The organism is Kitasatospora sp. NBC_00374 (assembly GCF_041434935.1).
In the GTDB taxonomy this organism is placed as follows: Bacteria; Actinomycetota; Actinomycetes; order Streptomycetales; family Streptomycetaceae; genus Kitasatospora.
Window position 1 is genome coordinate 4296677 of sequence record NZ_CP107964.1, and the last position, 26603, is coordinate 4323279.

The window sequence follows — 26603 nt, forward strand, 5'->3', positions numbered from 1 at the left end:
CCCACAGCCTATCCGGCCCGGGGCGGGGCTCAGCCGAGTGTCGGGAGCTTGATCAGCACCAGCAGCGCCAGCAGTTGCAGCGCGGCCGCGCCGGCGGCCTTGCCCCAGGGCAGGTCGTGCACCCGGCGCACCATCGAGGTCAGCAGGAAGGCGCAGAGCAGCCAGGTGGCCCAGCCCACCGCCTGGACGACGACGTTGTCGCCGGGCAGGAACAGGGCGAGCAGCAGCCGCGGCACGTCGGTGGTCCAGCCGATCAGCACGGCCAGGCCGACGGTGGACTGCCAGGGCCCGTCGCCGCCGAACTGGCGGGCCAGCGCGTAGGTGACCGCACCGAGCATCGCCCCCGCGATGCTGAAACCGACGGCCGCGCCGGCGATGGCCCACACGGCGACGGCGAAGGTCGAGTTGACCACGTCGTCGTGGGTGGCGCCCATGCCGAGCACGGCGAGCACCCCGTACAGCAGCGAGACGCACAGCGCGGGCAGCCAGACCTGGTGGTCGCGCATCCGGTCGAAGGTGCGGGCGGGGTCGCGGTAGATGCCGGTCAGCAGTGGCCGCCAGGGCATCCGCGGGCCGGCCACCCGGGGCGCGCTCTGGCCGCCGGCGCGGTAGACCGCGACGTTGTCCTGGGCTCCGTAGCCGCCGTCCTGGTACCCGTCCGGCTGGTAGCCGTCCGGCTGGCCGGGAGCACCGTACTGGTCGTAGCCGCCGTACGGGTCGTCGCCGACCGCGAACGCCCGAGTGTGCCCGGGCTGGTCGGCCGCGAAGGGGTCGTCGCCCGCCGCCCGGCCGGCGTACGGGTCGGCCCCGTACGGCTCGGCCGGCGGCTGCGGGTAGGCCTCGTGGGGTGCGGTGAAGAACTCCGGCCGGCCGCTCGGGCCGCCGCCGCGCTGTGGGGATGCCTGGCCGCCGTCCGCCGGCCACCCCTGCCGGGGGTCGGCGCCCTGCCCACTGTCGTATCGATTACCTGCCACGGATCGACGGTACCCGCTCGTGCTGACCGCCCGTCGGGTGATCATGGGGCTGGGGGGAGATCGGTGCCGTCCTGTGACGACCCGTCCCTCCCCGGCCCCGGGCGGGTCAGGCCCTAGCGGCCGGCGACCGCGGACCGGGCCGGCCCGGTCCCGTGCACGGCCGCGGCCGGCACCTCGCCGGCCGGGCAGCCGCCGGGCCCCGCCGTGGTGCGCACGGCGCCGACCGGCAGCAGGGTGCCGCAGGCGACCCGCAGGCCGTTGGGCAGCTCGTTGTCGGACTCCACGATCGCGCCGTCGCCGATCACCGCGCCGTCCAGCGAGGTCCGCGCCCCGATGGTGGCGTACGCACCGACGATGGAGTCCTTGACGTAGGCGTCCGGGCCGATCACCGCGCCCGGCAGGATCACGCTGGCCTCGATGATGGCGCCGGCCGCGACGCTCGCGCCCTCGGAGACCACGGTGCCGGAGCTGAGCACCGCGCCCAGGTCCACCTCGGCACCCGGCAGCAGCAGCGCCTCGCCGGTGGGGCCGGGCACGGCCGGCGAGTCCACCTTGCCGAGCACCAGGTCGGCGGAGCCGCGGACGAAGGCGCCGGGCGTGCCGAGGTCGAGCCAGTACGAGGTGTCCACCACGCCGCGCAGCAGCGCGCCGCTCTCCAGCAGCTCGGGGAACGTCTCGCGCTCGACCGAGACCTCCCGGCCGGCGGGGATCCGGTCGATCACCGATCGGGTGAACACGTAGCACCCGGCGTTGATCTGGTCGGTGACGATCTGCTCGGGCGTCTCGGGCTTCTCCAGGAACTCCAGCACCCGGCCGGCCGCGTCGGTCGGTACCAGACCGAAGGCGCGCGGGTCCTCCACCCGGGTGAGGTGCAGGGTCACGTCCGCGCCGGCGGCCACGTGGCCGTCCCGCAGCGCGGCGATGTCGACGCCGGAGAGGATGTCACCGTTGAAGACCAGCACCGGCGCGTCCGGGCCGCAGGTCAGCCCGGAGGCGGCGTTGCGGATCGCGCCGCCGGTGCCGAGCGGCTCCTTCTCGGTGAGGTAGACCAGCTCGATGCCGTACGGGCTGCCGTCCTGGAAGTGGTCCTCGAACACCTCGGCCAGGTACGAGGTGGCGAGCACCACCCTGGTCACCCCGGCGGCCGCGGCACGGGCGAGCTGGTGCGCGATGAACGGGACCCCGGCGACGGGGAGCATCGGCTTCGGCGTGTGGGTGGTCAGCGGGCGCAGGCGAGTGCCCTTGCCACCGACCAGCATGATGGCCTCGGTCATGGACTGCGCTTCTCCCCTGCTCCGGTGCGGTGCGGCTGCGGCGGGTGGCCGACGGGCCGCTGTTGGCGTGCGCTGAGCCGGTGGTCCACGGACGGCCGGCGGACCCGCAGGTCGCGGGTCCAGCGCCTACTGTATTTCCCCGTTCCTCCCGCACCGCCCGCGCCCCGTGGGACAGCGGCCGGGCCCCAGTGGCCGACAGCGCGCCGGGGCCACCGCCCGCGCTCAGGGCAGCAGCCACGCCGCGGTCGGGGAGACGCCTGCCGAGGCGCCGCCGGTTCCTTTCAGCCGGGCGACCGCGGCGGCGGGAAGTGCCTGGTCCCAGACCTGGACGTCGCCGATCGCGCCGTCCCAGAAGTCCGTCCAGGCGGACTTGTAGCGGACCCGGCCGATCTGCAGCGGGCCTCCGGTCTGCCAGATCCCGCTGATCTGGGTGGTCTGCGCGAGCTGCCCGTCCACGTACAGCTGGATCTTCCTGCTGCCCGCGTCGTAGACGCCGGTCAGCAGGGTCCACTGGCCGGTCGTCGCCTTGCCCGGGGAGAACGCCTGGTAGGTGGTGTTGTCCTGGGCGCCGGCCGCGGTCTGCACCTTGAAGACCCACTGGTCGTGGCTGTCCCAGTAGTCCCGGCCCAGGTAGAAGGAGTAGTAGCTGTCACTGCCCTGGGTGACCACGGCCCGGCCGCCGGTCGGGGCGTTGTTGCGGACCATCGCCGACACCGTGAAGCTGCGGCCGGTGTCCACCACCGGCGCCGAGGTCTGGGCGTAGCCTTCCGCGCTGCTCCCGAGGACGAGGGTGGGGCCGGTGTGGCCCTCGGTGGTGCCGACGACGGCCTTCGGACCGAGCAGGGCCGCCTGACCGCCGGCCTGCGCGGCCAGCTGGGCCGGGCCGGCGGGCGCGCCCGGTACCGCGCCGGACGGCTTCGCGCCCGCGCCGCCCGAGGCCTTGCCGCCGGGCACGGCGGTACCGCCGGCGGAGGACGGCGACGGAGACGGCGAGCCGGCCGCGGTGGCGGAGGCCGAGGGGGAGGACTGGCCGGACGGGGGCGCCGACGCGGCGCCGTCGGCCGCCGTGCCGCCGGTCGGGGCCAGCTCGGAGGCCGTCGCCCGCGCCTCGGGGCGCTTGCCGTCCGCCGGACCCGCGACGGCGAGCGCGGTGGCCACCAGGCCGCCGACGACCAGCACGCCCAGGACGCCGCCGCCGATCCGCCGCAGCCTCCTGCGGCGGTGCTCCTGCTCGTTCGCCGCCGCCAGTGCCGCCCAGTCCGGGGTGGCACTGGTCACCGGCGGCAGGTAGGCCGTCGACGCGCCGCTCGGCTCCGTCCCACCGCCGGGGAAGCCGCCCCGGACGCCGTCCTGGACCCCGCCACCGCCTGCTGTGCCCCCGCCATCAGTCATGGCCGGAATGCTAGGGCAACCCCGTCCCGGCTCCCCTCCGGGGCCCCGGACCGGGACGCACCGCCCGGACCGGGACGCACCGCGGCCCCGCTGCCGGACGGGGCAGGCGGGGCCACGGGGTGACGCGGGATCAGTCTCCCGCACGGAGGGCCGGATCAGGCCTCGACAGGCTCGGGTTCCGGCTCGACGGGCTGGGCCTTCACCGATTCGAGCAGCAGCTGCGCGACGTCGACGACCTTGAGGTGCTCCTTGGCCGCGCCCTCGTTCTTCTTGCCGTTGACCGAGTCGGAGAGCATCACCAGGCAGAACGGGCAGGCGGTGGAGACGATGTCGGGGTTGAGCGACAGCGCCTCATCCACCCGCTCGTTGTTGATCCGCTTGCCGATCCGCTCCTCCATCCACATCCGAGCGCCGCCGGCGCCGCAGCAGAAGCCGCGCTCCTTGTGGCGGTGCATCTCCTGCTGGCGCAGACCCGGGACCTTGTCCATGATCTCGCGCGGCGGGCTGTAGACCTTGTTGTGCCGGCCCAGGTAGCAGGGGTCGTGGTAGGTGATCAGACCCTCGACCGGGTTGACCGGCAGCAGCTTGCCCTCGTCGATCAGGTGCTGCAGCAGCTGGGTGTGGTGGATGACCTCGAAGTGGCCGCCCAGCTGCGGGTACTCGTTGGCGATGGTGTTGAAGCAGTGCGGGCAGGTGGCCACGATCCGCTTGACCGGGGCGTCCTCCAGCGCGGCGTTCAGCGTCTCGACGTTCTGCGCGCCGAGCATCTGGAACAGGAACTCGTTGCCCAGGCGGCGCGGGGAGTCGCCGGAGCAGGTCTCCTCCTTGCCGAGGATGGCGAACTTCACGCCCGCGGTGTGCAGCAGCTCCGCGAAGGCCTTGGTGGTCTTCTTGGCGCGGTCCTCCAGGGCGCCGGCGCAGCCGACCCAGTAGAGGTACTCGACCTCGGCGGGGTCGATGTCCTCACCGATCACCGGCACCTCGATGCCGGTCTCCTTCTTGAGCTCCTTGACCCAGTCGAGGCGGGCCTTGGTGGCCATGCCCCACGGGTTGCCCTTGTTCTCCAGGTTCTTGAGCATCGTCCCGGCCTCGGTCGGGAAGGAGCTCTCGATCATCACCTGGTAGCGGCGCATGTCGACGATGTGGTCGATGTGCTCGATGTCCACCGGGCACTGCTCGACACAGGCACCGCAGGTGGTGCAGGACCACAGCACGTCGGGGTCGATGACCCCGTTCTCCTCGGCGGTGCCGATCAGCGGGCGCTCGGCCTCGGCGAGGGCCTCGGCGGGCACGCCGGCCAGCTGCTCGGGCGTGGCCTGCTCGTTGCCCTCCATGTCCTTGCCGCCGCCGGCCAGCAGGTACGGCGCCTTGGCGAAGGCGTGCTCCCGCAGGCTCATGATCAGCAGCTTGGGCGAGAGCGGCTTGCCGGTGTTCCAGGCGGGGCACTGCGACTGGCAGCGGCCGCACTCGGTGCAGGTGGAGAAGTCGAGGATGCCCTTCCAGGCGAAGTGCTCGACCTGGGAGACGCCGAAGACGGCGTCGTCGGCCGGGTCCTCGAAGTCGATCGGGGCGCCGCCGCTGGTCATCGGGCGCAGTGCGCCGAGGGCGACGCCGCCGTCCTCCTCGCGCTTGAAGTAGATGTTGAAGAAGGCGAGGAAGCGGTGCCAGGCCACACCCATCGAGGGGTTGATGCCGATGGTGGTGGCCCACGCGAAGGAGATGGAGATCTTCAGCATCGCGAAGAGGTAGATCAGGTTTTCCAGCGTGCTGTGCGACAGGCCCCGGAAGGCCACCACCAGCGGGTAGCTCACCAGGTACGCGGCCTCGTAGGACTCGACGCCCGCGAGGGCGCCCTCCAGCCCGCGCAGGATCATGATGCACAGGCCGATGCCGAGGATCGTGTACTCGACGTAGAAGGCCTGCCAGGCGATCGAGCCGGCGAAGCGCGACTTGCGGCCGGACCGGGACGGCAGGCTGAGCAGCCGGATCACGATCAGGACGGCGATGCCCAGGGTGGTGAAGGTGCCGACCAGCTCGGTGAAGACCTCGAACGGCAGCCAGTGGCCGATGATCGGGATCGTCCACTCGGCGTCGAAGAGCTGTCCGAAGGCCGTCACCAGCGTGCTGATCAGGGTGAAGAAGCCGATGGCGACGAACCAGTGCGCGACGCCGACGACGCCCCAGCGGTTCATCCGGGTGTGGCCGAGGAACTCGACGGCCACGGTCTTGGTGCGCTGGACGGGGTTGCCGGTGCGGGTGGCGTCCGGCTGGCCGGTCTTCACCACCTTGTAGATGTACGCGGCCGCGCGGGCGGCTAGCGCGGTGCCGATCACAGTGGTGACCAGCGAGATGACGATCGCTGCTAGCTGCATCGGCTCTCCGTCTCCTGCGGCTGGGGTACCTGGCGAATCAGGGGTCCAACCGATTGTACTCACCGGTAACTTCTAAGCGGACCCGGGCGGACACTACCGCTCGTTAACACCCGTTCAGAAGATGCACAAGGTATGGCGGCAGTCACGTAAGGCGACACTCACCCTTCCGGGTCAACCCGAGCCCCGATCGGACCCTCCGCCGGCCACCGACACCGGCGCACCGGCGGTGAGCAGCCAGGACGGCACCGAACGCAGGAAACTTGAGCGCCACGGACTCATGGCTGTTGACGCTCCCTCTCCGGTCATGCATCCTTGAGTCCGTACAGCTCAACTTCTTCAGTGGAGGTATTTACGATGGCACGCGCGGTCGGCATCGACCTCGGTACGACGAACTCCGTCGTCAGCGTTCTTGAGGGCGGTGAGCCCACGGTCATCACCAATGCCGAGGGCGCTCGGACCACGCCGTCCGTCGTCGCCTTCGCCAAGAACGGCGAAGTTCTGGTCGGCGAGGTCGCCAAGCGCCAGGCGGTCACCAACGTGGACCGCACCATCCGGTCGGTCAAGCGCCACATGGGCACCGGTTGGAAGATCAACCTGGACGGCAAGGACTTCAACCCCCAGCAGATCTCCGCCTTCATCCTGCAGAAGCTCAAGCGGGACGCCGAGGCGTACCTGGGCGAGACGGTCACCGACGCGGTGATCACCGTCCCGGCGTACTTCTCCGACTCGGAGCGCCAGGCCACCAAGGAGGCCGGTGAGATCGCGGGCCTCAACGTCCTGCGCATCGTCAACGAGCCCACCGCGGCCGCGCTCGCCTACGGCCTCGACAAGGACGACCAGACCATTCTGGTCTTCGACCTCGGCGGCGGCACCTTCGACGTCTCGCTGCTGGAGATCGGCGACGGCGTCGTCGAGGTGAAGGCCACCAACGGTGACAACCACCTCGGTGGTGACGACTGGGACCAGAAGGTCGTCGACCACCTGGTGAAGGTCTTCCAGGCCGGCCACGGCGTCGACCTGTCCAAGGACAAGATGGCCCTGCAGCGTCTGCGCGAGGCTGCCGAGAAGGCCAAGATCGAGCTGTCCTCGTCCTCCGAGACCTCGATCAACCTGCCCTACATCACGGCCTCCGCCGAGGGCCCGCTGCACCTGGACGAGAAGCTCACCCGGGCCCAGTTCCAGCAGCTGACGGCCGACCTGCTGGAGCGCTGCAAGCACCCGTTCCACAACGTCATCAAGGACGCCGGCATCCAGCTGTCCGAGATCGACCACGTGGTCCTGGTCGGCGGCTCGACCCGGATGCCCGCCGTCGCCGAGCTCGTCCGCGAGCTGACCGGGGGCAAGGACGCCAACAAGGGCGTGAACCCGGACGAGGTCGTCGCCATCGGCGCGTCCCTCCAGGCCGGTGTCCTCAAGGGCGAGGTCAAGGACGTCCTGCTGCTCGACGTCACCCCGCTGTCCCTCGGTATCGAGACCAAGGGCGGCATCATGACCAAGCTGATCGAGCGCAACACCACGATCCCGACCAAGCGCTCCGAGATCTTCACCACGGCCGAGGACAACCAGCCGTCCGTGCAGATCCAGGTCTACCAGGGCGAGCGCGAGATCGCGGCGTACAACAAGAAGCTCGGCATGTTCGAGCTGACCGGCCTGCCGCCGGCCCCCCGGGGCCTGCCGCAGATCGAGGTCACCTTCGACATCGACGCCAACGGCATCATGCACGTGGCCGCGAAGGACCTCGGCACCGGCAAGGAGCAGAAGATGACCGTCACCGGCGGCTCCGCGCTGCCGAAGGACGACATCGAGCGCATGATGCGCGAGGCCGAGCAGTACGCGGAGGAGGACCACAAGCGCCGCGAGGCCGTGGAGACCCGCAACCAGGGCGAGCAGCTGGTCTACTCGACCGAGAAGTTCATCGCGGACAACACCGACAAGCTCCCGGCCGACGTCAAGACCGAGGTCGAGACGGCGATCGCCGAGCTCAAGGAGACCCTCAAGGGCGAGGACATCACCGCCATCCGCGAGGCGACCGAGAAGGTCTCCACCACCGCCCAGAAGCTCGGCGCCGCGCTGTACGCGAACGCCGACGCCGCGGGTGCCGCCGAGGGCGCCGAGGGCGCCGCCAAGGCCGAGGACGACGTGGTCGACGCCGAGATCGTCGATGACGAGAAGCCCAAGGGTGGTGCCGCATGACGGAGAAGCCGCAGGGCGAGCAGCCCGGCGACGACTCCGCCGACGAGGCTGTGATCAAGGCCGCCGAGGAGGCCGCCGCCGGCGGCGCCTCGGGTGAACTCGCGACTGCGAAGCGCGAGTTGGCCGAGCGCACCGCCGACCTGCAGCGCCTTCAGGCCGAATACCAGAACTACCGCAAGCGGGTCGAGCGCGACCGTCTGACGGTCCGCGAGATCGCGGTCTCCAACATCCTGGAGTCCCTGATCCCGGTGCTCGACGACATCGGCCGGGCCCGCGAGCACGGCGAGGTGACGGGCGGCTTCAAGTCGGTCTCCGACAACCTGGAGACGGTCGTCGCCAAGCTGGGCCTGCAGCAGTTCGGCAAGGAGGGCGAGGCCTTCGACCCGACGCTGCACGAGGCTCTGATGCACAGCTACTCCTCGGACGTCACCGAGGACACCTGTGTCCAGATCCTGCAGCCGGGTTACCGGATCGGCGAGCGGATCATCCGCCCGGCGATGGTCGCGGTGGCCGAGCCCCAGCCGGGGACGCAGACCACGGCCGCGCCGGATTCCGATGATTCGGAGTCCGACAAGGCTGACGGTGCGGCCGACAACTGACAATCTGTGCGCTGCGGAGTCGTACGTCGTCGAGTACGACGGACGGCTCCGCAGCGTCGTATGGACTGACTTCGGGAGGTGGCGGCAGCCATGAGCACCAAGGACTATGTGGAGAAGGACTACTACAAGGTCCTCGGCGTGCCCAAGGACGCCACCTCCACGGAGATCAAGAAGACCTACCGCAAGCTCGCCCGGGAGTTCCACCCGGACGCCAACAAGGGCGACGCCAAGGCGGAGGACCGCTTCAAGGACATCTCCGAGGCGTATGACGTCCTGTCGGACGAGAAGCGCCGCAAGGAGTACGACGAGGCCCGCTCGCTGTTCGGCTCCGGCGGCTTCCGGGCCGGCCCGGGCGGCAACGGCAGCCACAACTTCGACTTCGGCGACCTGTTCACCGGCGCCGGACAGACCGGCGGCAGCGGCGGCCTCGGCGACGTGTTCGGCGGCCTGTTCAACCGCGGCGGCCGTCAGCCCCAGCCCCGCCGGGGCGCCGACGTCGAGACCGAGGTGACCCTCGGCTTCGACGAGGCGGTGGACGGCGCGACCGTCCCGCTGCGGATGACCAGCCAGGCCGCCTGCCGGGTGTGCAGCGGCACCGGCGCCAAGGCCGGCACCACCCCGCGGGTCTGCCCGACCTGCGTCGGCGCGGGCACGGTCAGCCGGGGCCAGGGCGCCTTCGCCCTCTCCGAGCCCTGCCGGGACTGCAAGGGCCGCGGCATGATCGTCGACGACCCGTGCACCGTCTGCCACGGCAGCGGCCGGGCCAGTTCGGCCCGCACCATGCAGGTCCGGATCCCGGCCGGGGTCCAGGACGGCCAGCGGATCAGGCTCAAGGGCAAGGGCGCCCAGGGCGAGCGCGGTGGCCAGCCGGGCGACCTGTACGTCACCGTGCACGTCGACGCCCACCCGGTTTTCGGCCGCAAAGGCGACAATCTGACGGTCACCGTGCCGGTCACCTTCCCCGAAGCCGCGCTGGGCGGCACCATCGAGGTGCCGACCCTGGGTGGCCCGCCGGTGAAACTCAAGCTGCCCGCCGGCAGCGCCAACGGCCTCACCCTGCGGGCCCGCGGCAAGGGCGCCACCCGCAAGGACGGCACCCGCGGCGACCTCCTGGTCACCGTGGAGGTCGTGGTACCCAAGCTCGTCACCGGCGACGCGCTGACCGCACTGGAGCAGTACCGCGAGGCCACGGCCTCCGACGACCCGCGAGCCGCCCTGTTCCGGGCGGCGGAGGGAGCGTGACCAGATGATCACTCCTGACGGCCCGATCGGGCCGGGCCTCGGCGAGGGCCTGCCCGGCGGCACCCGCCGCCGCACGGCGGGGCCCGGCCCCACCCACTACGTGCTGACCGAGGACACCCCGGTCTACGTGATCTCGGTGGCCGCCGAGCTCTCCGGCCTGCACCCGCAGACGCTGCGCCAGTACGACCGGCTCGGCCTGGTCTGCCCCGACCGGACGGCGGGCCGCGGCCGCCGCTACTCGGCCCGGGACATCCAGCAGCTGCGCGACGTCCAGCGGCTGTCCCAGGACGAGGGCATCAACCTGGCCGGCATCAAGCGGATCATCGAGCTGGAGAACCAGGTCACCGCGCTGCAGTCCCGGGTCGCCGAACTCGCCGACGCCCTGGACGGCGCCGCCAGCGCGCTCCAGCAGCGCGAGGCCGCGGTGCACGCCTCGTACCGCCGGGACCTCGTGCCGTACCAGCAGGTCCAGCAGTCCAGCGCACTGGTCGTGTGGCGGCCGAAGCAGCGCTGACGGCCGTGGCGACCCATGCCGCCGGCACCCTCCGCCTGGGGGGTGCCGGCGGCGTCGTCTTGATGAGAGAGTGCCCGTGCAGAGCATGGCCGGGAAGAGAAGAATCGCCGAGGCGGTCGCGGCTGCGCGCCACGCGCCTATGATCCCCAGGACGGGCAATCAGCCGCCCCTCGTACCGGGTGCCGATGGCAAGGAGCCAGATGAGTGAGACCGATGAGCCGGGCCTCACCTCGGGCGGGCTCGGCGTCCTGACGGCCCAGGCCCGTGAGCTCTACCGGCACGTGCTGCGCTCGCGCGGCCGGATCACCGAGTGCGAGAGCAAGGCGGCCGACGGCAAGGCCCTCGCCGAGCTGCTGAACATCGGTCTGCTGGTGCCGGACACCGACGATCCCGGGATCCTGGTCGCGGTCGACCCCGCACAGCTCTCCGCCCGGCTGAGCAGTATCTGGCAGCGCAAAGCCCTGGATCTGCTGCACCGCGCGGTGGCGCTGCCGGGGGACCTGCAGGAACTGGCCGAGGAGTTCCGCACTCCGGAGAAGACCGGCGGAACAATCGAGTATGTACATGGCAAGGTCCTGATAAACCAACGGCTGGGCCAGCTTGTCAGTGGCTGCTCGGAGGAGATGCTCGCCGCCCAACCGGGCGGCCCCCGGCCGCCGGAAGCCCTGGCCGGCGTCATCGCCCGCGATTTGGAGACCCTGCGGCGCGGCGCGACCATTCGGACGATCTACCACCCCAGCACCCGATATCACGCACCCACCCGGGAGTACGTGGCGACCATTGCCGACGCGGGGGGCAAGGTGCGCACCTTGGACGAGCCGTACACCAGGTTGATCGTGATCGATCGGCGCACCGCCGTGATCCCTGTGGCCGACGATCTCAACTTGGCGGCGTTCATTCACGACCAGGCCGTTATCAGCTATCTCATCGAAGAGGTCTTCGAGCGAAACTGGAGTCGTGGACTTGATTTTGACGGTGCACGGACAGTGCCACCGCAGGTCGTCTCCCGACTTCGACAGACCATCGTCGACCTGCTCCTCAAGGGCACCAATCACCGAGTGATCGCCAGAAGACTGGGCATCAGCGAACGAACGCTGGCCCGCCACATCGCCGAGATGCGCGAGGACCACCACGTCGAGTCGCTCTTCCAGCTGGGCTACATACTCGGCCGCGCATCACTGGAGGAAGAACCCGAGGCTGCGGACGGGATCGTCTGAGCCACCGGGCCCCGGGCCCCCCGTTCGCCCGGGGGAGGATCTCGCGCCACACCTGATCAGGTCCAGGCGGAGTCCTCCAACGAGGTGATCTGCGCCTCGACCGCGACCTGGTGGGCCGGCTGGAGAACGGATGCGGCAGGCATGGAACGCGTCCAGGCGCTGTCCGCCAGAGCCGGATTGGTCCCTATCGACAACGCCGCGCCGACGACAAGCGGCACGACTGCAAAGCGAACAAATCGACGCACACGAGACATTGCGACCACTCCCTCCTTCGGGTTATGCCTCACTGAGCAATAGAGAAGCCTCGAACATTAGCTCAGATCATGCCTCAGGGATACGGCCGGTGTCACGGCGCAGGCATTACCGAGGGTGCGTCATCTCGCTGCCAGGCAGCCATATGACACCACGGTTAGGTGGACTTACCCGCGGCCTGCGATGGACGATCAACTCAACCACATGAGCGTTCGGGACACGTACTTGACGCTACATCGTTCAACAATCTGCAGCAGCCCTCACTCCGGGTTCAGCCTCCCTCGGAGCGGGTCAGCCACATCGTTCGCCGGACACGTACCTGCCAGCGGCCAATCCCCGGAGTCGACATGACCGAGCCCTACCTGCGCCATCGCGCCGCCCAGACCCCCGAGGGCCGACGCGCACGGGTCTTCCTGGCCGCGCCGCTGATGCGGCTCACCGGGCCGGCCGACAGCGTGGTGACGCTGGCCAGCCGCACCCGGCTGACGACCCTGCGGACCACGCTCCTGCGCAGCGGCGCCGCCGTCTACAGCGGACACCACAGCGACGCCTGGACGGTGGCCGGCCGTGCCCCCGAGCCCCGCGTCCCGTCCGACTTCCGCGCCATGCAGACCGCCGACCTGATCTTCGCCTACGTCGGCGCACCGCTGTCCGCCGGCGTCAGCCTGGAGCTGGGCTGGGCCTCGGCGCTGCGCAAGCCGATCGTCCTGCTGGTCGACGAGGCGATCACCCACAACCCGCTGATCGCCACCATCGAGCAGGTCTCCCCCGTGCTGCCGCTGGTCTTCGACGACACCTGGTCGCAGGAGGCCCTGCACCACACCGTCGAGACCGCGCTCGACTGGGCCGGCATGGCCCTGTCGCTGCGCGAGGGCTTCTGGACGGCGCCCGGCGAGCAGTTCCCGGTGCCGCGCCAGCCCGCGCCCAGCACCCGCCCGCACGGCTACTGGTCCCCCGAGATCGCCACCGGCTGAGCCCGCGGCCGGGGTCACCGGCCCGACGGCACCTCGGCTCCCCGCATCTGCCAGCCCAGCTGGAAGAGCGTCTCGGCGTCGTACAGCTCCCGCAGCCGGGAGATGTGCCCGGCCACGGTCCGCTCGCTCAGGCCCATCCGGCCCGCGATGGTCCGCTGCGTCAACCCCTGCGCGAGCAGCCTCCCGACCTGCTCGTGCACCGGCAGGCCCTCCACCTCCTGGTGGACGGACCGCCACTGGACCCGCTCGGCCCGCTCCCAGTCCCGCTCGAAGACGCCGACCAGGAAACTGACCACCGCCGGATCCTCGATGAAGGCGGCGCTGCTGTTGTCGGCGGAGGCCGGCATCACCGCCACCCGGCGGTCGAAGATGATCAGCCGGGTGAACGGCTCGCTGAGGATCCGGATCCGCTCGCCCAGCTCGGTCACCTGTGCGGCGTAGCGCACCGTCGCCTCGTCGAGCCTGGCCCCGGGCTGGTAGATCGTCCGGATCGAGCAGCCGTTCTCCAGCTGACGGCGGGTGCGTTCGAGCGACTGCTCGAAGTGTTCGGCCGGCCGGGCGCCACCGGGCTGGGCCGCCAGGGTCTCCTCCCGGCACTCCGCCTCGACCTGCAGGATCCGGTGCCGGATCTCCAGGAAGTCGTCGACGTGCTGCACCTCGCTGGAGCGGTCCACCCGGCGCGGGGTCGCGTCGTACGCCCGGGTCAGCTCCTCCAGCAGCGTCGGCATCTCCTCGGCCTGCACCAGCATCCTGGTGCCCGCCGACCGCAGCTCCGAGCTGAGCCGGTCGCTGACCGCCCGGGGGTTCACCGCGGTGAGCGAGGCGTCCTCGGTGTGGTGGATCAGCAGGCCCAGCTCGATGAGCCGCAGGACCAGCGCCGCGTTCTGGGCCTCGACCTCGCGGAACATGACCCGGCCGCCCTGCTCCAGGATCGCGTGGTACAGCGCCCGCTCCGCGTCGCTCGGCAGCGATCCCGCCACGAACTCGTTCACTTCGTCCCACTCCGCATCAGCCGTCCGAGCTGGAACAGCGCCTGCGCGGCGTACGGCGATCGCGGCCGGGCGAGCCGCCCGGCCACCGTGCGCCCGCTCAGGGTCAGCCGGCTCGCCACCGTACGCTGCGCCGACGGCCGCCCCGGCAGCCACCCCACCTGTTCGTGCGCCCGGGGCCGTAAGCGCCCGCCGGGCCGCCGGGCCCCCGACCCGGTGCTCGCCGTCACGTCCGGTCCCCGCCCCCGCCCCGCATCTGCCAGCCGAGCTGGAACAGCGTCTGCGCCCCGTAGCGCTCGCGCAGCCGGGAGATGTGCCCGGCCACCGTCCGTTCGCTCAGGCCCAGCCGGGTCGCCACCGCCCGCTGGGTCAGCCCCTTGGCCAGCAGGCGGCCGACCCGGTCCCCGGCGGTCCTGGTGACCCGCTGGGGGCCGAGCTCGCGCCACTGGACGATGTCGGCCCGCTCCCAGTCGCGTTCGAACAGCCGGACCAGGAAGTGCACGGTGGCGGGGTCGGAGAGCAGCACCGCGCGGCTGTGGTCCTCGGCGGCCGGGATCACGGCCACCGCCCGGTCCACGATGATCATCCGCTGGAAGGGCTCGTCCAGGACCCTGACCTCGGCGCCGTGGGCGGTGAGGTCGAGGGCGTAGGCGACGGCGGCCGGCTCGCCGAGCACCAGCGGCTGGTAGAGCGTGCGCATCCGGGCGTCCCGGCGCAGCAGGGCGAGGTCCTGCCGGCGGGTCAGCTCCATCGACTCGGGCTGGCGCGATCCGGGCTGCACGGTGAGCAGCTCCCGCTGGCACTCGGAGACCAGCTCGGCGATCCGGTGGCGGATCCGCTCGCGCCCGTCCACGTAGCTCACGTGGTCGCGGGCCTCCGGCTCCCTGGGCAGCGCGTCGTAGGCGCGGGTGAGCGAGGCGAGGCGTTCGGGCAGCCGTTCGGCCTCCAGCAGCAGTCCGGTGGCCTGTGACCGGAGATCGGCGCCCACCCGGTCGCCGACCAGGCGCGGGCTGACCGCCACGTAGGAGCGGTCCATCGGGTGGGGCATCACCAGGCCGATCCGGACCAGTTGGTCCAGGCTCGCCCGGTCGGCGGCGGTGACGCCCTGGCTGGGGATGCGGCCGCCCTCGGCGAGGATGGCGAGGTAGAGCTGGCGGGCGGGCTCGTCCGGCACCCCGGAGCCACCGGTACTGGTCTCCGCAGCCATGACGTGTTCCCCCTGCCGACCTCGTCCGGAGCCGGATCATGATCGCAGCAGGCCGGCGGTCCCAGCGGGCCGAACCACGGGGCCGGCAGCAGCCCCCTACCTGCGCGCCCCCCGGGGCCAGTGCGCGGTGCGCTCTGAAACCCCGGGAGACCCGCCGGTGTTACACAAGGCCACGGTGCTTTCGGTGAGGCGGAGCAGCAACGCCTCACCGACTCCGGTTCCCGGGGGCCATCACCACACATGGCGTCCCGGCCGGCGCTCCTCCCCCTGGTGCGTGGTGCAGCAACACCTGTCACACCTCGGGAGGAGCAAGTCACCTTCATCGGGCTGCGGCTGCCCGGCGACCTGGCGTGTCACCACCTTCACAGTGTGACGCGCGGGGAACAAGTGCTGCCCTGTTGCAGGTTCCCGCAAGTGCAGAAACCTGCAACGGTGGTGGGCAATCGAGGGTTTCTCCCGCGTGCGACTTTCACCCCGCTCACACATTTCCGGATGGCCGACCGATCGTTCGCCGGAGTGGAACGTGCCGCTCCCGAAACGCCCTCCCGAAACCCTCGCCGGACACCCGTTCCGCGGGAATTCGATCGGGCACCCAAAGGTCTACGCGCGTATCCTCCGGGTCGGCCGGACCTGCCGGATTCCAACAGAACGACCCAGGGCTGCGGGCCGGCGACGCGCGTCCGGCCGGCCCTGGCCGTTGGATCGTGATCGATTCTGGTTGATCACGGTGAGTGGTCCGCGACGGTCCGGCGCATGACAGCCGTCGCGACACCGCCCCCCGCGGGCCGTCCCAATTCTTCCGGAAAGGCACAGGCCAGTGGGGGGACGGCAGCAGGGCGACGCAGCACGGCAACGGCCCTCCGCGGGCCGCGGGAATTCCGTTCCGCCGCCCCGCCGCGCGACCACCGGAAAACGAGCGGCGGAAGTTCCGGATTCAGTCGGCCGGAAGCATGAATTCCGGCATTCCGCGACCGGCCGGCTCACCGCGCCAGCAGCCGACCGCCCGCCAGTGCGGCCACCGTCCGCGCGCCCGTCACGGCCCAGGCCGCGACCAGCAGGACGAACAGCCCGACCGCGACGGCGGTGAAGCCGCCGAAGCCGGTGTGCCGGGCCAGGCCGGCGGACCCGGTGACCACCGTGCCGACCGGGAAGGTGAACGCCCACCAGGTCATCCCGAACGGCATCCCGGCCCGCCAGGCGCGCAGATTGGCCGCCGCCGCGACCAGCAGCCACAGCAGGGCGAAGCCCAGCACCGCCACCCCGAACAGCACGGCCAGGTGCAGCGCGGACGGTCCGAGCCCCGGAGCGGCCACCCGGGCGGCGTCGGCGAGCTGGTTGACGGCCGTGGTGGACTGCCCGAGCGGCCCGAGCACCAGGAACAGCGTGGGGGTCAGCACCGGCGCCGCCACCTTGCTGTGCACCAGGCCGGCGAAGACCACCGGCAGGACGGCGAGCACCGCCAGCATCGAGGCCCCGAACAGTGCGTAGCAGCCGTAGAGCATGGCCGTCCTGGCCGTGCCCGCCGCCAGGTGCGGGACGAGCGCCGGGCCGAGGGCGGCGGCCACCATCGGGGCGACCACCGGCAGCAGCCAGGTGGGGTCGGCGCGCAGCGCGGACAGCCGGTGCCGGGTGATCATCAGCGCCGGGATGCCGACCGCCACCGCGACGGCGTAGCAGGTGCCGGCGGTCCACAGCACCAGGTCGACGGCGACCGCCGGCCCGGAGCCGATCAGCGGGGCGCCGACCGCCAGGGTGCCGTAGCCGACCGCGAGCAGGGCCATCGGCGGGCAGCCGTAGAAGACCGCCGCGGCGGGGTCGTCCAGCAGTTGGGCCCGGGCCGCCGCTCGGTGCCGCACCAGGTGCGCGGCGCGGGCCGGGACCAGCACCAGCAGCAGGGCCAGCGACAGCACCCAGGCCGCCCGCGCCAGCCCGGTCAGGCCGGGGACGGAGACCGGCAGCGCGGCGGCGGCGTTGCCGACGATCGCGGTGCCCATCACCGTCGCGTACCAGTTGGGCCCGAGCCCGCCGAGGTCGAACCGGCGGGCGCCGGCGAGCCCCCGGCCGGCGGCGGGCCGCGCGGCGGGGGTGGTGGGGAGGGTGGAGGTGGCCATGGCACCACCGTGCCGGGCCGGCCGGCGTCCCGGTAGCGACCGACGGCCTATGGGGACATAACCTGGCTGTATGACTCTCTCCCCGCACGTCCCCGAGATCGGCGCGCTGGAACTGCTGCTCGCGGTGGTGCGGTTGGGCAGCGTGGGGCGGGCGGCGGCCGAGCTGGGCGTCAGCCAGCCGGCGGCCAGCGCCCGGATCAAGGGGATGGAGCGACAGATCGGGGTCGCCCTGCTGGAGCGTTCACCGCGCGGCTCCCGGCCGACCGAGGCCGGCCGGCTGGTGGTCGAGTGGGCCCGCGGTGTGGTGGAGGCCGCCCAGGCGCTGGACGCCGGGATCGACGCGCTGCGCGGGCGCCGCGACGCCCGGCTGCGGGTGGTGGCGAGCCTGACCGTCGCGGAGTACCTGATGCCGGGCTGGCTGCTGGCCCTGCACCAGGCCATCCCGGGCACCGCGGTGACCCTGCGGACGGCCAACTCCGCCGATGTCGCGGCACACGTCCTGGCCGGTGACGCGGACCTCGGTTTCGTCGAGGGCCCGCACACCCCGCCGGGGCTGTCCGGGGCGGTAGTGGCGGCCGACCGGCTGGTGGTCGTGGTGGCACCCGGCCACCCCTGGGCCCGCCGGCGCGCCCCGCTCACCGGCCCGGAGCTGGCCGGCACCGCCCTGGTACTGCGCGAACCGGGTTCGGGCACCCGCGAGGTGCTGGACCAGGCCCTGGCCCCGTACGGCGGGACGGCGGCGCCGCGGCTGGAACTGGCCTCGTCGACCGCGCTCAAGGCGGCCGCCATGACCGGCGCCGGCCCGGTCTGCCTGAGCGAACTCGCGGTGGTGGAGGAGCTGGCCACCCGCCGGCTGGTCGAGGTCCCGCTGGCCGGGGTCGACCTGCACCGCCCGCTGCGGGCGGTCTGGCCCTCCGGTCAGCGTCCGGCGGGCCCGGCCCGGGAGCTGCTCGGACTGACCCGCAAACTGCCCCGGCGAGGCTAGATTCAGAAAGTTGAGTGGAATAGACTCAACTTAGTGCATGCTGGAGTCAGCAGGGTCGGCGCGGCCACAGCGCCCGGCACGGAAGAGACAGACCACAGAGAGGGGCACGACAGCAGTGGATGCCAGCAAGTTCACCAGCAAGACACAGGACGCCCTGTCCGCCGCGATCCGGCAGGCCGGCGCCGCAGGCAACCCGGACGTCAAGCCGGTGCACATCCTGCTGGCGCTGCTGGAGCAGCCCGAGGGGATCGCCCGGCCGCTGCTGGAGGCCGTCGGGGCGGACGCCGCCGCCGTCCTCGCGGGCGCCCGCCGCCGGCTGGCGGAACTGCCCAGCGCACAGGGCTCCACGGTGGCCGCGCCGCAGCTCGCCCGCGACACCCTGGCCGTCCTGGAGGAGGCCGGCCGGCGCGCCGCCGACCTGGACGACCAGTACCTGTCCACCGAGCACCTGCTGGTCGGTCTGGCCGCCGAGGGCGGCGCGGTGGCCGACCTGCTGAAGCGGCACGGCGCCACCGCCAAGGCGCTGCTGGCCGCCTTCAAGGACGTCCGCGGCAGCGCCCGGGTGACCTCCCCCGACCCGGAGGGCACCTACAGGGCGCTGGAGAAGTACGGCGCCGACCTGACCCAGGCCGCCCGGGACGGCAAGCTCGACCCGGTGATCGGACGGGACCAGGAGATCCGCCGGGTGGTACAGGTGCTCTCCCGCCGGACCAAGAACAACCCGGTCCTGATCGGCGACCCCGGCGTCGGCAAGACCGCCGTCGTGGAGGGCCTGGCCCAGCGGATCGTCGCGGGCGACGTGCCCGAGTCACTGCGCGGCAAGCGCCTGGTCTCGCTCGACCTGAGCGCGATGGTCGCCGGCGCCAAGTACCGGGGCGAGTTCGAGGAGCGGCTGAAGGCCGTCCTGAACGACATCAGGGCCAGCGACGGCCAGGTCATCACCTTCATCGACGAGCTGCACACCATGGTCGGCGCGGGCGCCGGCGGCGACTCCGCGATGGACGCGGGGAACATGCTCAAGCCGATGCTGGCCCGCGGCGAGCTGCGGATGGTCGGCGCCACCACGCTCGACGAGTACCGCGAGCGGATCGAGAAGGACCCGGCGCTGGAGCGCCGCTTCCAGCAGGTGCTGGTCGGCGAGCCGAGCGTCGAGGACACCATCGCCATCCTGCGCGGCCTCAAGAGCCGCTACGAGGCCCACCACAAGGTGGAGATCTCGGACGCCGCGCTGGTCGCCGCCGCCACCCTGTCCAACCGGTACATCACCGCCCGCTTCCTGCCCGACAAGGCGATCGACCTGGTCGACGAGGCGGCCTCCCGGCTCCGGATGGAGATCGACTCCTCCCCGGTCGAGATCGACGAACTCCAGCGCTCCGTCGACCGGTTGCGGATGGAGGAGCTCGCCCTGGAGAAGGAGTCGGACCCGGCCTCGGTCGACCGGCTCACCCGGCTGCGGCGCGATCTGGCCGACAAGCAGGAGCAGTTGAGCACCCTCAACGCCCGCTGGGAACAGGAGAAGAAGTCCCTCAACCGGGTCGGCGAGCTCAAGGAGCGCCTGGACGATCTTCGCGGCGCCCTGGAACGCGCCCAGCGGGACGGCGACTTCGAGCGCGCCTCCAAGCTGATGTACGCCGAGATCCCCTCCGCCGAGAAGGAGTTGACCGACGCCCAGGAGCGGGCGGCGGACGAGGACGCCAGCACCTCGATGGTCAAGGAGGAGGTCGGACCGGACGACGTCGCCGACGTGGTCGCCTCCTGGACGGGCATCCCGGCCGGCCGGCTGCTGGAGGGCGAGAGCGCCAAGCTGCTCCGGATGGAGGAGGAGCTCGGCAGGCGCCTGATCGGCCAGAGCGAGGCCGTCCGGGCCGTCTCGGACGCCGTCCGCCGCACCCGCTCCGGGATCGCCGACCCCGACCGGCCGACCGGCTCCTTCCTCTTCCTCGGCCCGACCGGCGTCGGCAAGACCGAACTCGCCAAGGCCCTGGCCGACTTCCTCTTCGACGACGAGCGGGCGATGGTCCGGATCGACATGAGCGAGTACGGCGAGAAGCACTCGGTCTCCCGCCTGGTCGGCGCCCCGCCCGGCTACGTCGGCTACGAGGAGGGCGGCCAGCTCACCGAGGCCGTCCGCCGGCGCCCGTACAGCGTGGTGCTGCTGGACGAGGTGGAGAAGGCCCACCCCGAGGTCTTCGACGTGCTGCTCCAGGTGCTGGACGACGGCCGCCTCACCGACGGCCAGGGGCGGACGGTCGACTTCCGCAACGCCATCCTGATCCTCACCTCCAACCTGGGCAGCCAGTACCTGGTCGACCAGACCACCCCCCAGGAGCGGAAGAAGGAGCTGGTGCTGGACGCCGTCCGCGCCGCCTTCAAACCGGAGTTCCTGAACCGGCTCGACGACATCGTGGTGTTCGACCCGCTGGGCACCGCCGAGCTGAGCCGGATCGTCGACCTCCAGGTCGCCCGGCTGGCCCAGCGGCTGCGGGACCGCCGGCTGACCCTGGAGGTCACCGAGGCGGCCCGGGACTGGCTGGCCCTCACCGGCTACGACCCGGCGTACGGCGCCCGGCCGCTGCGACGGCTGGTGCAGTCGGCGATCGGCGACCAGCTGGCCAGGGCGATCCTCTCCGGCCAGGTGCACGACGGCGACACCGTGGTGGTCGAGCGCGACGACGAGGGCGACCGCCTGTCCGTGGCCTCGCGCCCGTCGCTGGTGAAGTGACCGGACGGCGGGCCCGGCCCCCGTCACCGGGCCCGCCGGTCCCGTCGCGCTCCGCGGTCGGACACTTCGCCCGGAGCGTGATCACGAAGCCCTGCGCTCCCTGTGCCGCGGGCCACCGATGAGGCAGGATGGAGAGGTAAGCAGGGCGGCCCCACGTGGACAGCCACCCTCGTGAACCGTGAAGGGACCCCCCGTGAGCATTGACCCGTCCTCGATCCCGTCGTTCGGCGCGCCCAAGCCCCCGCAGGGTGGCGGCCAGCCCGGGGGTCCGGCCGGTCCGCCGCCGGTGATCGTCCCGGACCAGGCGCTGGTCACCCAGCTCCTCGACCAGATGCAGCTCAAGCACGTGGTGGACGAGGAGGGCGACCTCACCGCGCCGTGGGAGGGTTTCCGCGTCTACTACATGTTCCGCGGTGAGCAGAAGGAGCTCTTCGCGGTCCGCGCCTTCTACGACCGCGCCTACCCGCTGGAGCAGAAGGCCGAGATCCTCGACCTGATCGACGAGTGGAACCGCGAGACCCTCTGGCCGAAGGTCTACACCCACACTCATGAGGACGGCGTGGTCCGTCTGATCGGCGAGTCCCAGATGATCATCGGGACCGGCGTCAACCTGGACTACTTCGTCTCCACCACCGCCAACTGGACCCAGGCCTCGGTCGGCTTCGAGCAGTGGATCGTCGAGCGCCTCGGCCTGCAGAAGGAGATCGAGGGCGAGGAGGAGGGCGGCGACGACGCCTCCTCCGACGAGAACTGACCCCACCGCGCACCCCGCACGGCCCGTCCCCCCTCGCCGGGGAGGCGGGTCGTCGTGCGTCCACGGGCCGCCCGGCCGGCCCGCCGCGCGCACGGCGGGCTTGTCCCCCACCGGTCACGGCGTCGAAGATGAGCCCGACGACGAGCTGAGGAGCCCGGAATGAGCGAGCGGCCGCTGCTGAACCGCAGGTTGAACGGTCTTGGCACGACGATCTTCGCGGAGATGTCGGCCCTGGCCACCACGACCGGTTCGATCAACCTCGGTCAGGGCTTCCCGGACACCGACGGACCCGCGTCGGTGGCCAGGGCCGCCGCCGACGCCGTACTGACCGGCCGCGGCAACCAGTACCCGCCCGGCCCCGGCATCCCCGAGCTTCGCACCGCCGTCGCCGAGCACCAGCAGCGGTTCTACGGCCTGGCCCACGACCCCGACACCGAGGTGCTGGTCACCGCCGGTGCCACCGAGGCGATCGCCGCCGCACTGCTCGCCCTGCTGGAGCCCGGCGACGAGGTGATCGCCTTCGAGCCGTTCTACGACTCCTACGCCGCCTGCATCGCGATGGCCGGCGCGACCCGCGTCCCGCTCACCCTGCACGCCCCGTCCTTCCGCCCCGACCTGGACGAGCTGCGGGCGCTGGTCACCCCGCGCACCCGCCTGCTGCTGATCAACACCCCGCACAACCCGACCGGCACCGTGCTGACGCCCGAGGAACTCGCCGCCATCGCCGAGCTGGCCGTCGAGCGCGACCTGCTGGTGGTCACCGACGAGGTCTACGAGCACCTGGTGTTCAGCGGCGGCCACCACCCGATCGCCGCCCTGCCCGGCATGCGCGAGCGCACGGTCTCGATCTCCTCGGCCGGCAAGACCTTCTCCTTCACCGGCTGGAAGGTCGGCTGGGTCACCGCGAGCGCGCCGCTGGTCGCGGCCGTCCGCACGGCCAAGCAGTACCTGACGTACGTCAGCGCCGGCCCGTTCCAGTACGCGGTGGCCGAGGCGCTGCGGCTGCCCGACACGTACTTCGACACCCTGCGCGCCGACCTGACCCGCAAGCGGGACCTGCTCTCCGACGGGCTGTCAGCCGCCGGGTTCCAGGTCTTCAGGCCCGAGGGCACGTACTTCATCACCACCGACATCACCCCGCTGGGTGAGAAGGACGGCCTGGAGTTCTGCCGCTCACTGCCGGAGCGCTGCGGGGTGGTCGCCATCCCCAACGTCGTCTTCTACGACAACACCGACGCCGGCCGCAGCCTGGTCCGCTTCACCTTCTGCAAGCAGGACGACGTGCTCCGGGAAGCGGTGGCCCGGCTGCGCCGGCTCTGACCCCGGCCGGCTACTGCGGGGCCAGTGGCATCGCGTCGAACCCGTCGAAGAGGTACGCGTACACCTGGGCCCGGTAGGCGGTCAGCTCGCGCTCATCGGGGAACCGCACGTAGGTGAGGCCGTACCACTGGTCCACCGTCATCGGCTTGTTGCGCACGAGGTGGAGCAGACCGGCCTTGACGGTGTCGCGGTAGTCCGGCCACGCCCGGTCGAAGGTCTCGCGCAGCAGCCCGAGGTCGTCGACCGCCTCCACGCCCAGCATCCCGGCGCAGAAGTTCACGAACCGCCGGTCGACCCCCGGCACGTCAAGACCGAGGTCGGCCAGCGCGACGGTCGTCGGGTCGGTGGGGCCCCCCGGGTGCGGGTACAGCGTGGTGTTCCAGAGCTGCTCCTCGTCCGCCGGCCCGGCGGCGGAGGCGCCCTCGTAGGCTCCGCCGAGGTTCTTGATCAGCACATCGGTGTCGTCGTGGGTCTCCGTCATGCCCCGGGCGAACTCCCGGACGTGCTCGGCCCACTCGCGCAGCTCGTCCTCGTCCACATCGGGCCAGTTGAGGCCCGTCAAGTCCATGATCCAGACAAGCTCGGACGGTAGGTCGATCGACAAACCAGGCCTCCCCCTCGGCTCCCCCGCATGCCACGTGCCGAACGGATGGACGAACCGGCGGTCCACGTGGCTCCGGGTCGGGCCGACCACCTGACGGGCCGCCACCGCGCGATCCGGGGCCGCCGTTCGGTGGAAGTGCGGCGATCCCTCCCCGGTCACGAACGCCACCGCGCACGGGGGCGCACACCTGGCGCGCGCGGCGCGTGCGCGTAGGCACGGAGCGCACAATGAGCAAGGTCCGTCCCGAGGGCGATCACATCAGATCCGGCACTGCGCCCAGAACGGTGAATGCTTGACAAAGATGGGTAAATCCCTGACGGACCCGGAGAATTCGTGCTTCTCTGCTGCTGAATCTCCAGCCGGAATCCTTCCTTCCACGGTCGGCCGCGTCCTAGACCGCACAGCTCCGAACAACCCCGCCACCAGGCCGGGTCCGGTGCTGCACGGGCCGGCGCGCACGGAGCTGAAACGCGGAGCCCCAGCATGCTCACCACACTGCAGACCTCCTACACGGACACCCGCGCCGGCGACCTGGCCTGGTGCCTGGGCGGCGAACCGCTGCCGGCCCTGGCCGTCCGCGACCTGAGCCTCGACCACCTGTCCGGCCCCGCCCGGGACGGCGGCGGAGGTCCGGCCGAGGGCCGCTCCCGCGGCACCCTGCAGCTGCGCCTGCTGGGCGCGTCGCACCAGGTCGTGCTGGCCGCCGGTCCCGGCGAATGCCTGGAGACCGTCGCCTGCCTGCCCGGCCGGAGGACTCCGCTGCCGGCCCGGGTGGCCGAGCAGGTGGCGGGCTGGGAGTACGAGTTCGCGGCCCGGATCGAGGAGTTGCCGCCGCACGTCTTCGCCGCCCGCGCCCAGGAGCTGCTCTCCCTGGTGGAGGGGCATCCGCACGCGCTGGCCGGGGTCTTCCCGGGGGATCCGAGCGCGTTCACCGCGCTGGTGGCCCACTGCGAGGAGAGACGGGTGCTCTGGCGCACCTGGCACGCGTACCCGCAGGAGGGGCGGCTGGTCTGCACCCGCTCCTCGCTCGTGGTCCGCTGACACTCGAACACCGACCAACGGGTCACCGACCGGCACACGATTGCGAATTGTCAACGCGTCGTCCGAGCTGTCCACCATATGGGTGCAGCTATCGGTGTCGGTTCTCGCCTAGCGTTTGTTCATGATCAGCCATTCGGCCGGAAAGCCCGCCGACCCGGACCTCGACACCCCGCCCGACACCGCCCCGACCGGGGAGTCGGGCGCTCGGGCGATCCGCGCGCGGACGGATCCGAGATCCCGGAGGCGCGCGCGGTCCGCCCGGCCGATAGTCCTGCTGGCCGCCTTCGTCTGCGCGGCCTGCGGTCTGGTGTACGAGCTGGAACTGGTCGCCCTGGGCGGCTACCTGCTGGGCGACTCGGTGGCCCAGACCTCGGTGGTGCTCTCCGTGATGGTCTTCGCGATGGGCCTCGGCTCGCTGCTCGCCAAGCGGCTCACCTGCCGCCCGGCGACCTTCTTCGCCGTGGTCGAGTGCGCGCTCGCCCTGGTCGGCGGGCTCTCGGTGCTGGCGCTCTACGCCGCCTGGGCCTGGCTGGAGACCTACCGGGCCACCACCACCGCCCTGGTCGGCACCACGCTGGTGATCGGGGTGCTGATCGGCGCGGAGATCCCGCTGCTGATGACGCTCATCCAGCGGATCCGGCGGGAGGAGGCCGGCCGGGCCGCGGCCGACCTGTTCGCCGCCGACTACGTGGGCGCCCTGGTCGGCGGCCTGACCTTCCCCTTCCTGCTGCTGCCCGCCTTCGGCCAGGCCACCGGCGCCCTGGTCACCGGCGGCGTGAACGCGGTGGCGGGCGCCGCCGTGGTGCTCTGGCTGTTCCGCGAGGAGCCCTCTCCCCGCACCCGGGTGCTGCTGTGGACCGGCTGCGGGCTGGTGCTGGCCGTCCTGGCCGCGGCCGCGGCCTGCACCGGGGCGATCGAACGGGTCGCCCGGCAGGCGCTGTACGGCGCTCAGGTCCGGCTGGCCACCCAGAGCCGCTACCAGGAGATCGTGCTGACCGGCGCCTCCCGCCCGGCCGACCCGCGGGTGCCCGAGCAGCGGCCCGCCACCGGCCCCGCCGGCCCGCTGGAACTCTTCCTGGACGGCCGCCCGGTGGTGTGCGGCCCGGACGAGTACCGGGACCACGAGGCCCTGGTGCACCCCGCCCTCGCGGGGCGGCCGAACGCCCGGGTGCTGCTGCTCGGCGGGGACGGGCTGGCGCTGCGTGAGGTGCTGCGGCACCCCTCGGTCCGCTCGGTGCTCGTGGTGGAGCGCGACCCGGCCCTCAGCGAGCTGGCCCGCCGCGACCCGGCGCTGTCCGCGCTGAACGAGCACGCCCTGGACGATCCCCGGGTCCGGCTGCTCAACGCCGAGCCGCTGAACTGGCTGCGCGCCGGGACCGAACCCTTCGACGTGATCATCTCCGACCTGGCCGGGCAGTCCCGCGACGCCCGGTACCGCTCCCTGGAGTTCTTCGGCCTCGCGGCCCACCGGCTGGCACCCCAGGGCCGGATCGCCGTCCGGACCGGGCCGGTCGGCGCCGACCTGTGGACGGCCGAGGCGGGCCTGCGCGCGGCCGGGCTCGGCACCGTCCCGTACCAGGGCGGCCCGGGCACGGACCGGGCCTGCGGCAGCACCCGCCGTCCCCCGGCATCCGCCTTCGTCCTGGCCGGGCGGACGCGGCCGGCCCTGGAGCTGGCGCCCGACGGCCCGCGCCCGCGCTCGCTCACCGCGGACGGCCTGCGGGCCGCGGCCGACGCACTGGCGGCCCGCCGCCCGGCCGCGGGCCCGGCGCCGCAGCGGCTGGTCGGCTGACGGCCGCGCGGCGGGTGCGGCGAGGGCGGCGGACGGATGGCTCCGTTGGTGTACCGCTCGAGCTCCCGGGCGGTC

General features: G+C 72.1%; 20 protein-coding genes and 1 pseudogene. 12 read left to right on the forward strand and 9 right to left on the reverse strand.

The genetic code is table 11. The annotated features are described in order from the left end of the window. Positions 1-29 precede the first annotated feature (29 nt). The 4 genes and pseudogenes from OG871_RS19365 to OG871_RS19380 all read right to left on the reverse strand — a co-directional run bounded on the left by OG871_RS19365 (position 30) and on the right by OG871_RS19380 (position 6012). On the reverse strand, positions 30-974 hold the full coding sequence (locus OG871_RS19365) for a YIP1 family protein (protein ID WP_371498208.1): 945 nt from the start codon (positions 972-974) through the stop codon (positions 30-32). Between the two features lie 578 nt (positions 975-1552). Further along, positions 1553-2248 (reverse strand): annotated as a pseudogene (locus OG871_RS19370) (NDP-sugar synthase); the annotation flags it as partial. 222 nt (positions 2249-2470) lie between these two features. Continuing rightward, on the reverse strand, positions 2471-3640 hold the full coding sequence (locus tag OG871_RS19375) for a LamG domain-containing protein (RefSeq protein WP_371498209.1): 1170 nt from the start codon (positions 3638-3640) through the stop codon (positions 2471-2473). A gap of 155 nt (positions 3641-3795) precedes the next feature. Then, on the reverse strand, positions 3796-6012 hold the full coding sequence (locus OG871_RS19380) for a (Fe-S)-binding protein (protein WP_371498210.1): 2217 nt from the start codon (positions 6010-6012) through the stop codon (positions 3796-3798). A 354-nt stretch (positions 6013-6366) separates the two neighbouring features. On the opposite strand from OG871_RS19380, the gene dnaK reads away from it, so the two are divergent. The 5 genes from dnaK (at position 6367) to OG871_RS19405 (ending at position 11777) form a co-directional block, all read left to right on the forward strand. Then, positions 6367-8205 (forward strand): molecular chaperone DnaK, encoded by a 1839-nt coding sequence (gene dnaK, locus OG871_RS19385; RefSeq protein WP_371498211.1) that lies wholly within the window; start codon positions 6367-6369, stop codon positions 8203-8205. Further along, the gene (gene grpE / locus OG871_RS19390) at positions 8202-8804 is read left to right on the forward strand and encodes a nucleotide exchange factor GrpE (protein ID WP_371498213.1); all 603 of its coding nucleotides are present in this window, start codon (positions 8202-8204) and stop codon (positions 8802-8804) included. The genes dnaK and grpE overlap by 4 nt, the downstream gene beginning before the upstream one ends. Before the next feature lie 90 nt (positions 8805-8894). After that, on the forward strand, positions 8895-10046 hold the full coding sequence (dnaJ, locus tag OG871_RS19395) for a molecular chaperone DnaJ (RefSeq protein WP_371498214.1): 1152 nt from the start codon (positions 8895-8897) through the stop codon (positions 10044-10046). Positions 10047-10050: 4 nt separating this feature from the next. After that, positions 10051-10560: a heat shock protein transcriptional repressor HspR gene (locus OG871_RS19400; protein WP_371498215.1), complete on the forward strand. Its 510-nt coding sequence runs from the start codon at positions 10051-10053 to the stop codon at positions 10558-10560. 200 nt (positions 10561-10760) lie between these two features. Beyond that, entirely contained in the window at positions 10761-11777 is a 1017-nt protein-coding gene (locus OG871_RS19405) for a LuxR family transcriptional regulator (RefSeq protein ID WP_371498216.1), read from the forward strand. A 56-nt stretch (positions 11778-11833) separates the two neighbouring features. Here OG871_RS19405 and OG871_RS19410 read toward each other — a convergent pair whose 3' ends face one another. Further along, complete coding sequence (locus OG871_RS19410) at positions 11834-11995, reverse strand: hypothetical protein (protein WP_371498217.1); 162 nt, start codon at positions 11993-11995, stop codon at positions 11834-11836. A 381-nt stretch (positions 11996-12376) separates the two neighbouring features. Here OG871_RS19410 and OG871_RS19415 point away from each other — a divergent pair, with 381 nt between their 5' ends. After that, positions 12377-13003 carry a hypothetical protein gene (locus tag OG871_RS19415; RefSeq protein ID WP_371498218.1) on the forward strand — a complete coding sequence of 209 codons (627 nt, stop codon included), beginning with the start codon at positions 12377-12379 and terminating at the stop codon, positions 13001-13003. A 14-nt stretch (positions 13004-13017) separates the two neighbouring features. Here OG871_RS19415 and OG871_RS19420 read toward each other — a convergent pair whose 3' ends face one another. The 3 genes from OG871_RS19420 to OG871_RS19430 form a co-directional block, all read right to left on the reverse strand. Beyond that, positions 13018-13995, reverse strand: a complete 978-nt coding sequence (locus tag OG871_RS19420) for a LuxR C-terminal-related transcriptional regulator (protein ID WP_371498219.1) — start codon at positions 13993-13995, stop codon at positions 13018-13020. Between the two features lie 223 nt (positions 13996-14218). Then, positions 14219-15199, reverse strand: coding sequence for a LuxR C-terminal-related transcriptional regulator (locus tag OG871_RS19425; RefSeq protein ID WP_371498220.1), 981 nt, complete (start codon positions 15197-15199; stop codon positions 14219-14221). 980 nt (positions 15200-16179) lie between these two features. Further along, positions 16180-17310, reverse strand: a complete 1131-nt coding sequence (locus tag OG871_RS19430; protein ID WP_371498221.1) for a C4-dicarboxylate ABC transporter — start codon at positions 17308-17310, stop codon at positions 16180-16182. A 70-nt stretch (positions 17311-17380) separates the two neighbouring features. Here OG871_RS19430 and OG871_RS19435 point away from each other — a divergent pair, with 70 nt between their 5' ends. The 4 genes from OG871_RS19435 (at position 17381) to OG871_RS19450 (ending at position 23091) form a co-directional block, all read left to right on the forward strand. After that, positions 17381-18295 (forward strand): LysR family transcriptional regulator, encoded by a 915-nt coding sequence (locus OG871_RS19435; RefSeq protein ID WP_371498222.1) that lies wholly within the window; start codon positions 17381-17383, stop codon positions 18293-18295. A 115-nt stretch (positions 18296-18410) separates the two neighbouring features. Next, a complete protein-coding gene (gene clpB, locus OG871_RS19440; RefSeq protein WP_371498223.1) occupies positions 18411-21017 on the forward strand; it encodes an ATP-dependent chaperone ClpB in 2607 nt (868 codons plus the stop codon). Positions 21018-21210: 193 nt separating this feature from the next. Beyond that, a complete protein-coding gene (locus OG871_RS19445) occupies positions 21211-21771 on the forward strand; it encodes a YbjN domain-containing protein (RefSeq protein WP_371498224.1) in 561 nt (186 codons plus the stop codon). 159 nt (positions 21772-21930) lie between these two features. Further along, the gene (locus tag OG871_RS19450) at positions 21931-23091 is read left to right on the forward strand and encodes a pyridoxal phosphate-dependent aminotransferase (protein WP_371498225.1); all 1161 of its coding nucleotides are present in this window, start codon (positions 21931-21933) and stop codon (positions 23089-23091) included. A gap of 10 nt (positions 23092-23101) precedes the next feature. Here OG871_RS19450 and OG871_RS19455 read toward each other — a convergent pair whose 3' ends face one another. After that, complete coding sequence (locus OG871_RS19455; RefSeq protein ID WP_371498226.1) at positions 23102-23695, reverse strand: hypothetical protein; 594 nt, start codon at positions 23693-23695, stop codon at positions 23102-23104. A gap of 483 nt (positions 23696-24178) precedes the next feature. Here OG871_RS19455 and OG871_RS19460 point away from each other — a divergent pair, with 483 nt between their 5' ends. Then, positions 24179-24736 carry a DUF2617 family protein gene (locus OG871_RS19460; protein WP_371498227.1) on the forward strand — a complete coding sequence of 186 codons (558 nt, stop codon included), beginning with the start codon at positions 24179-24181 and terminating at the stop codon, positions 24734-24736. A 121-nt stretch (positions 24737-24857) separates the two neighbouring features. Next, entirely contained in the window at positions 24858-26528 is a 1671-nt protein-coding gene (locus tag OG871_RS19465; RefSeq protein ID WP_371498228.1) for a spermidine synthase, read from the forward strand. Positions 26529-26603: the final 75 nt, after the last annotated feature.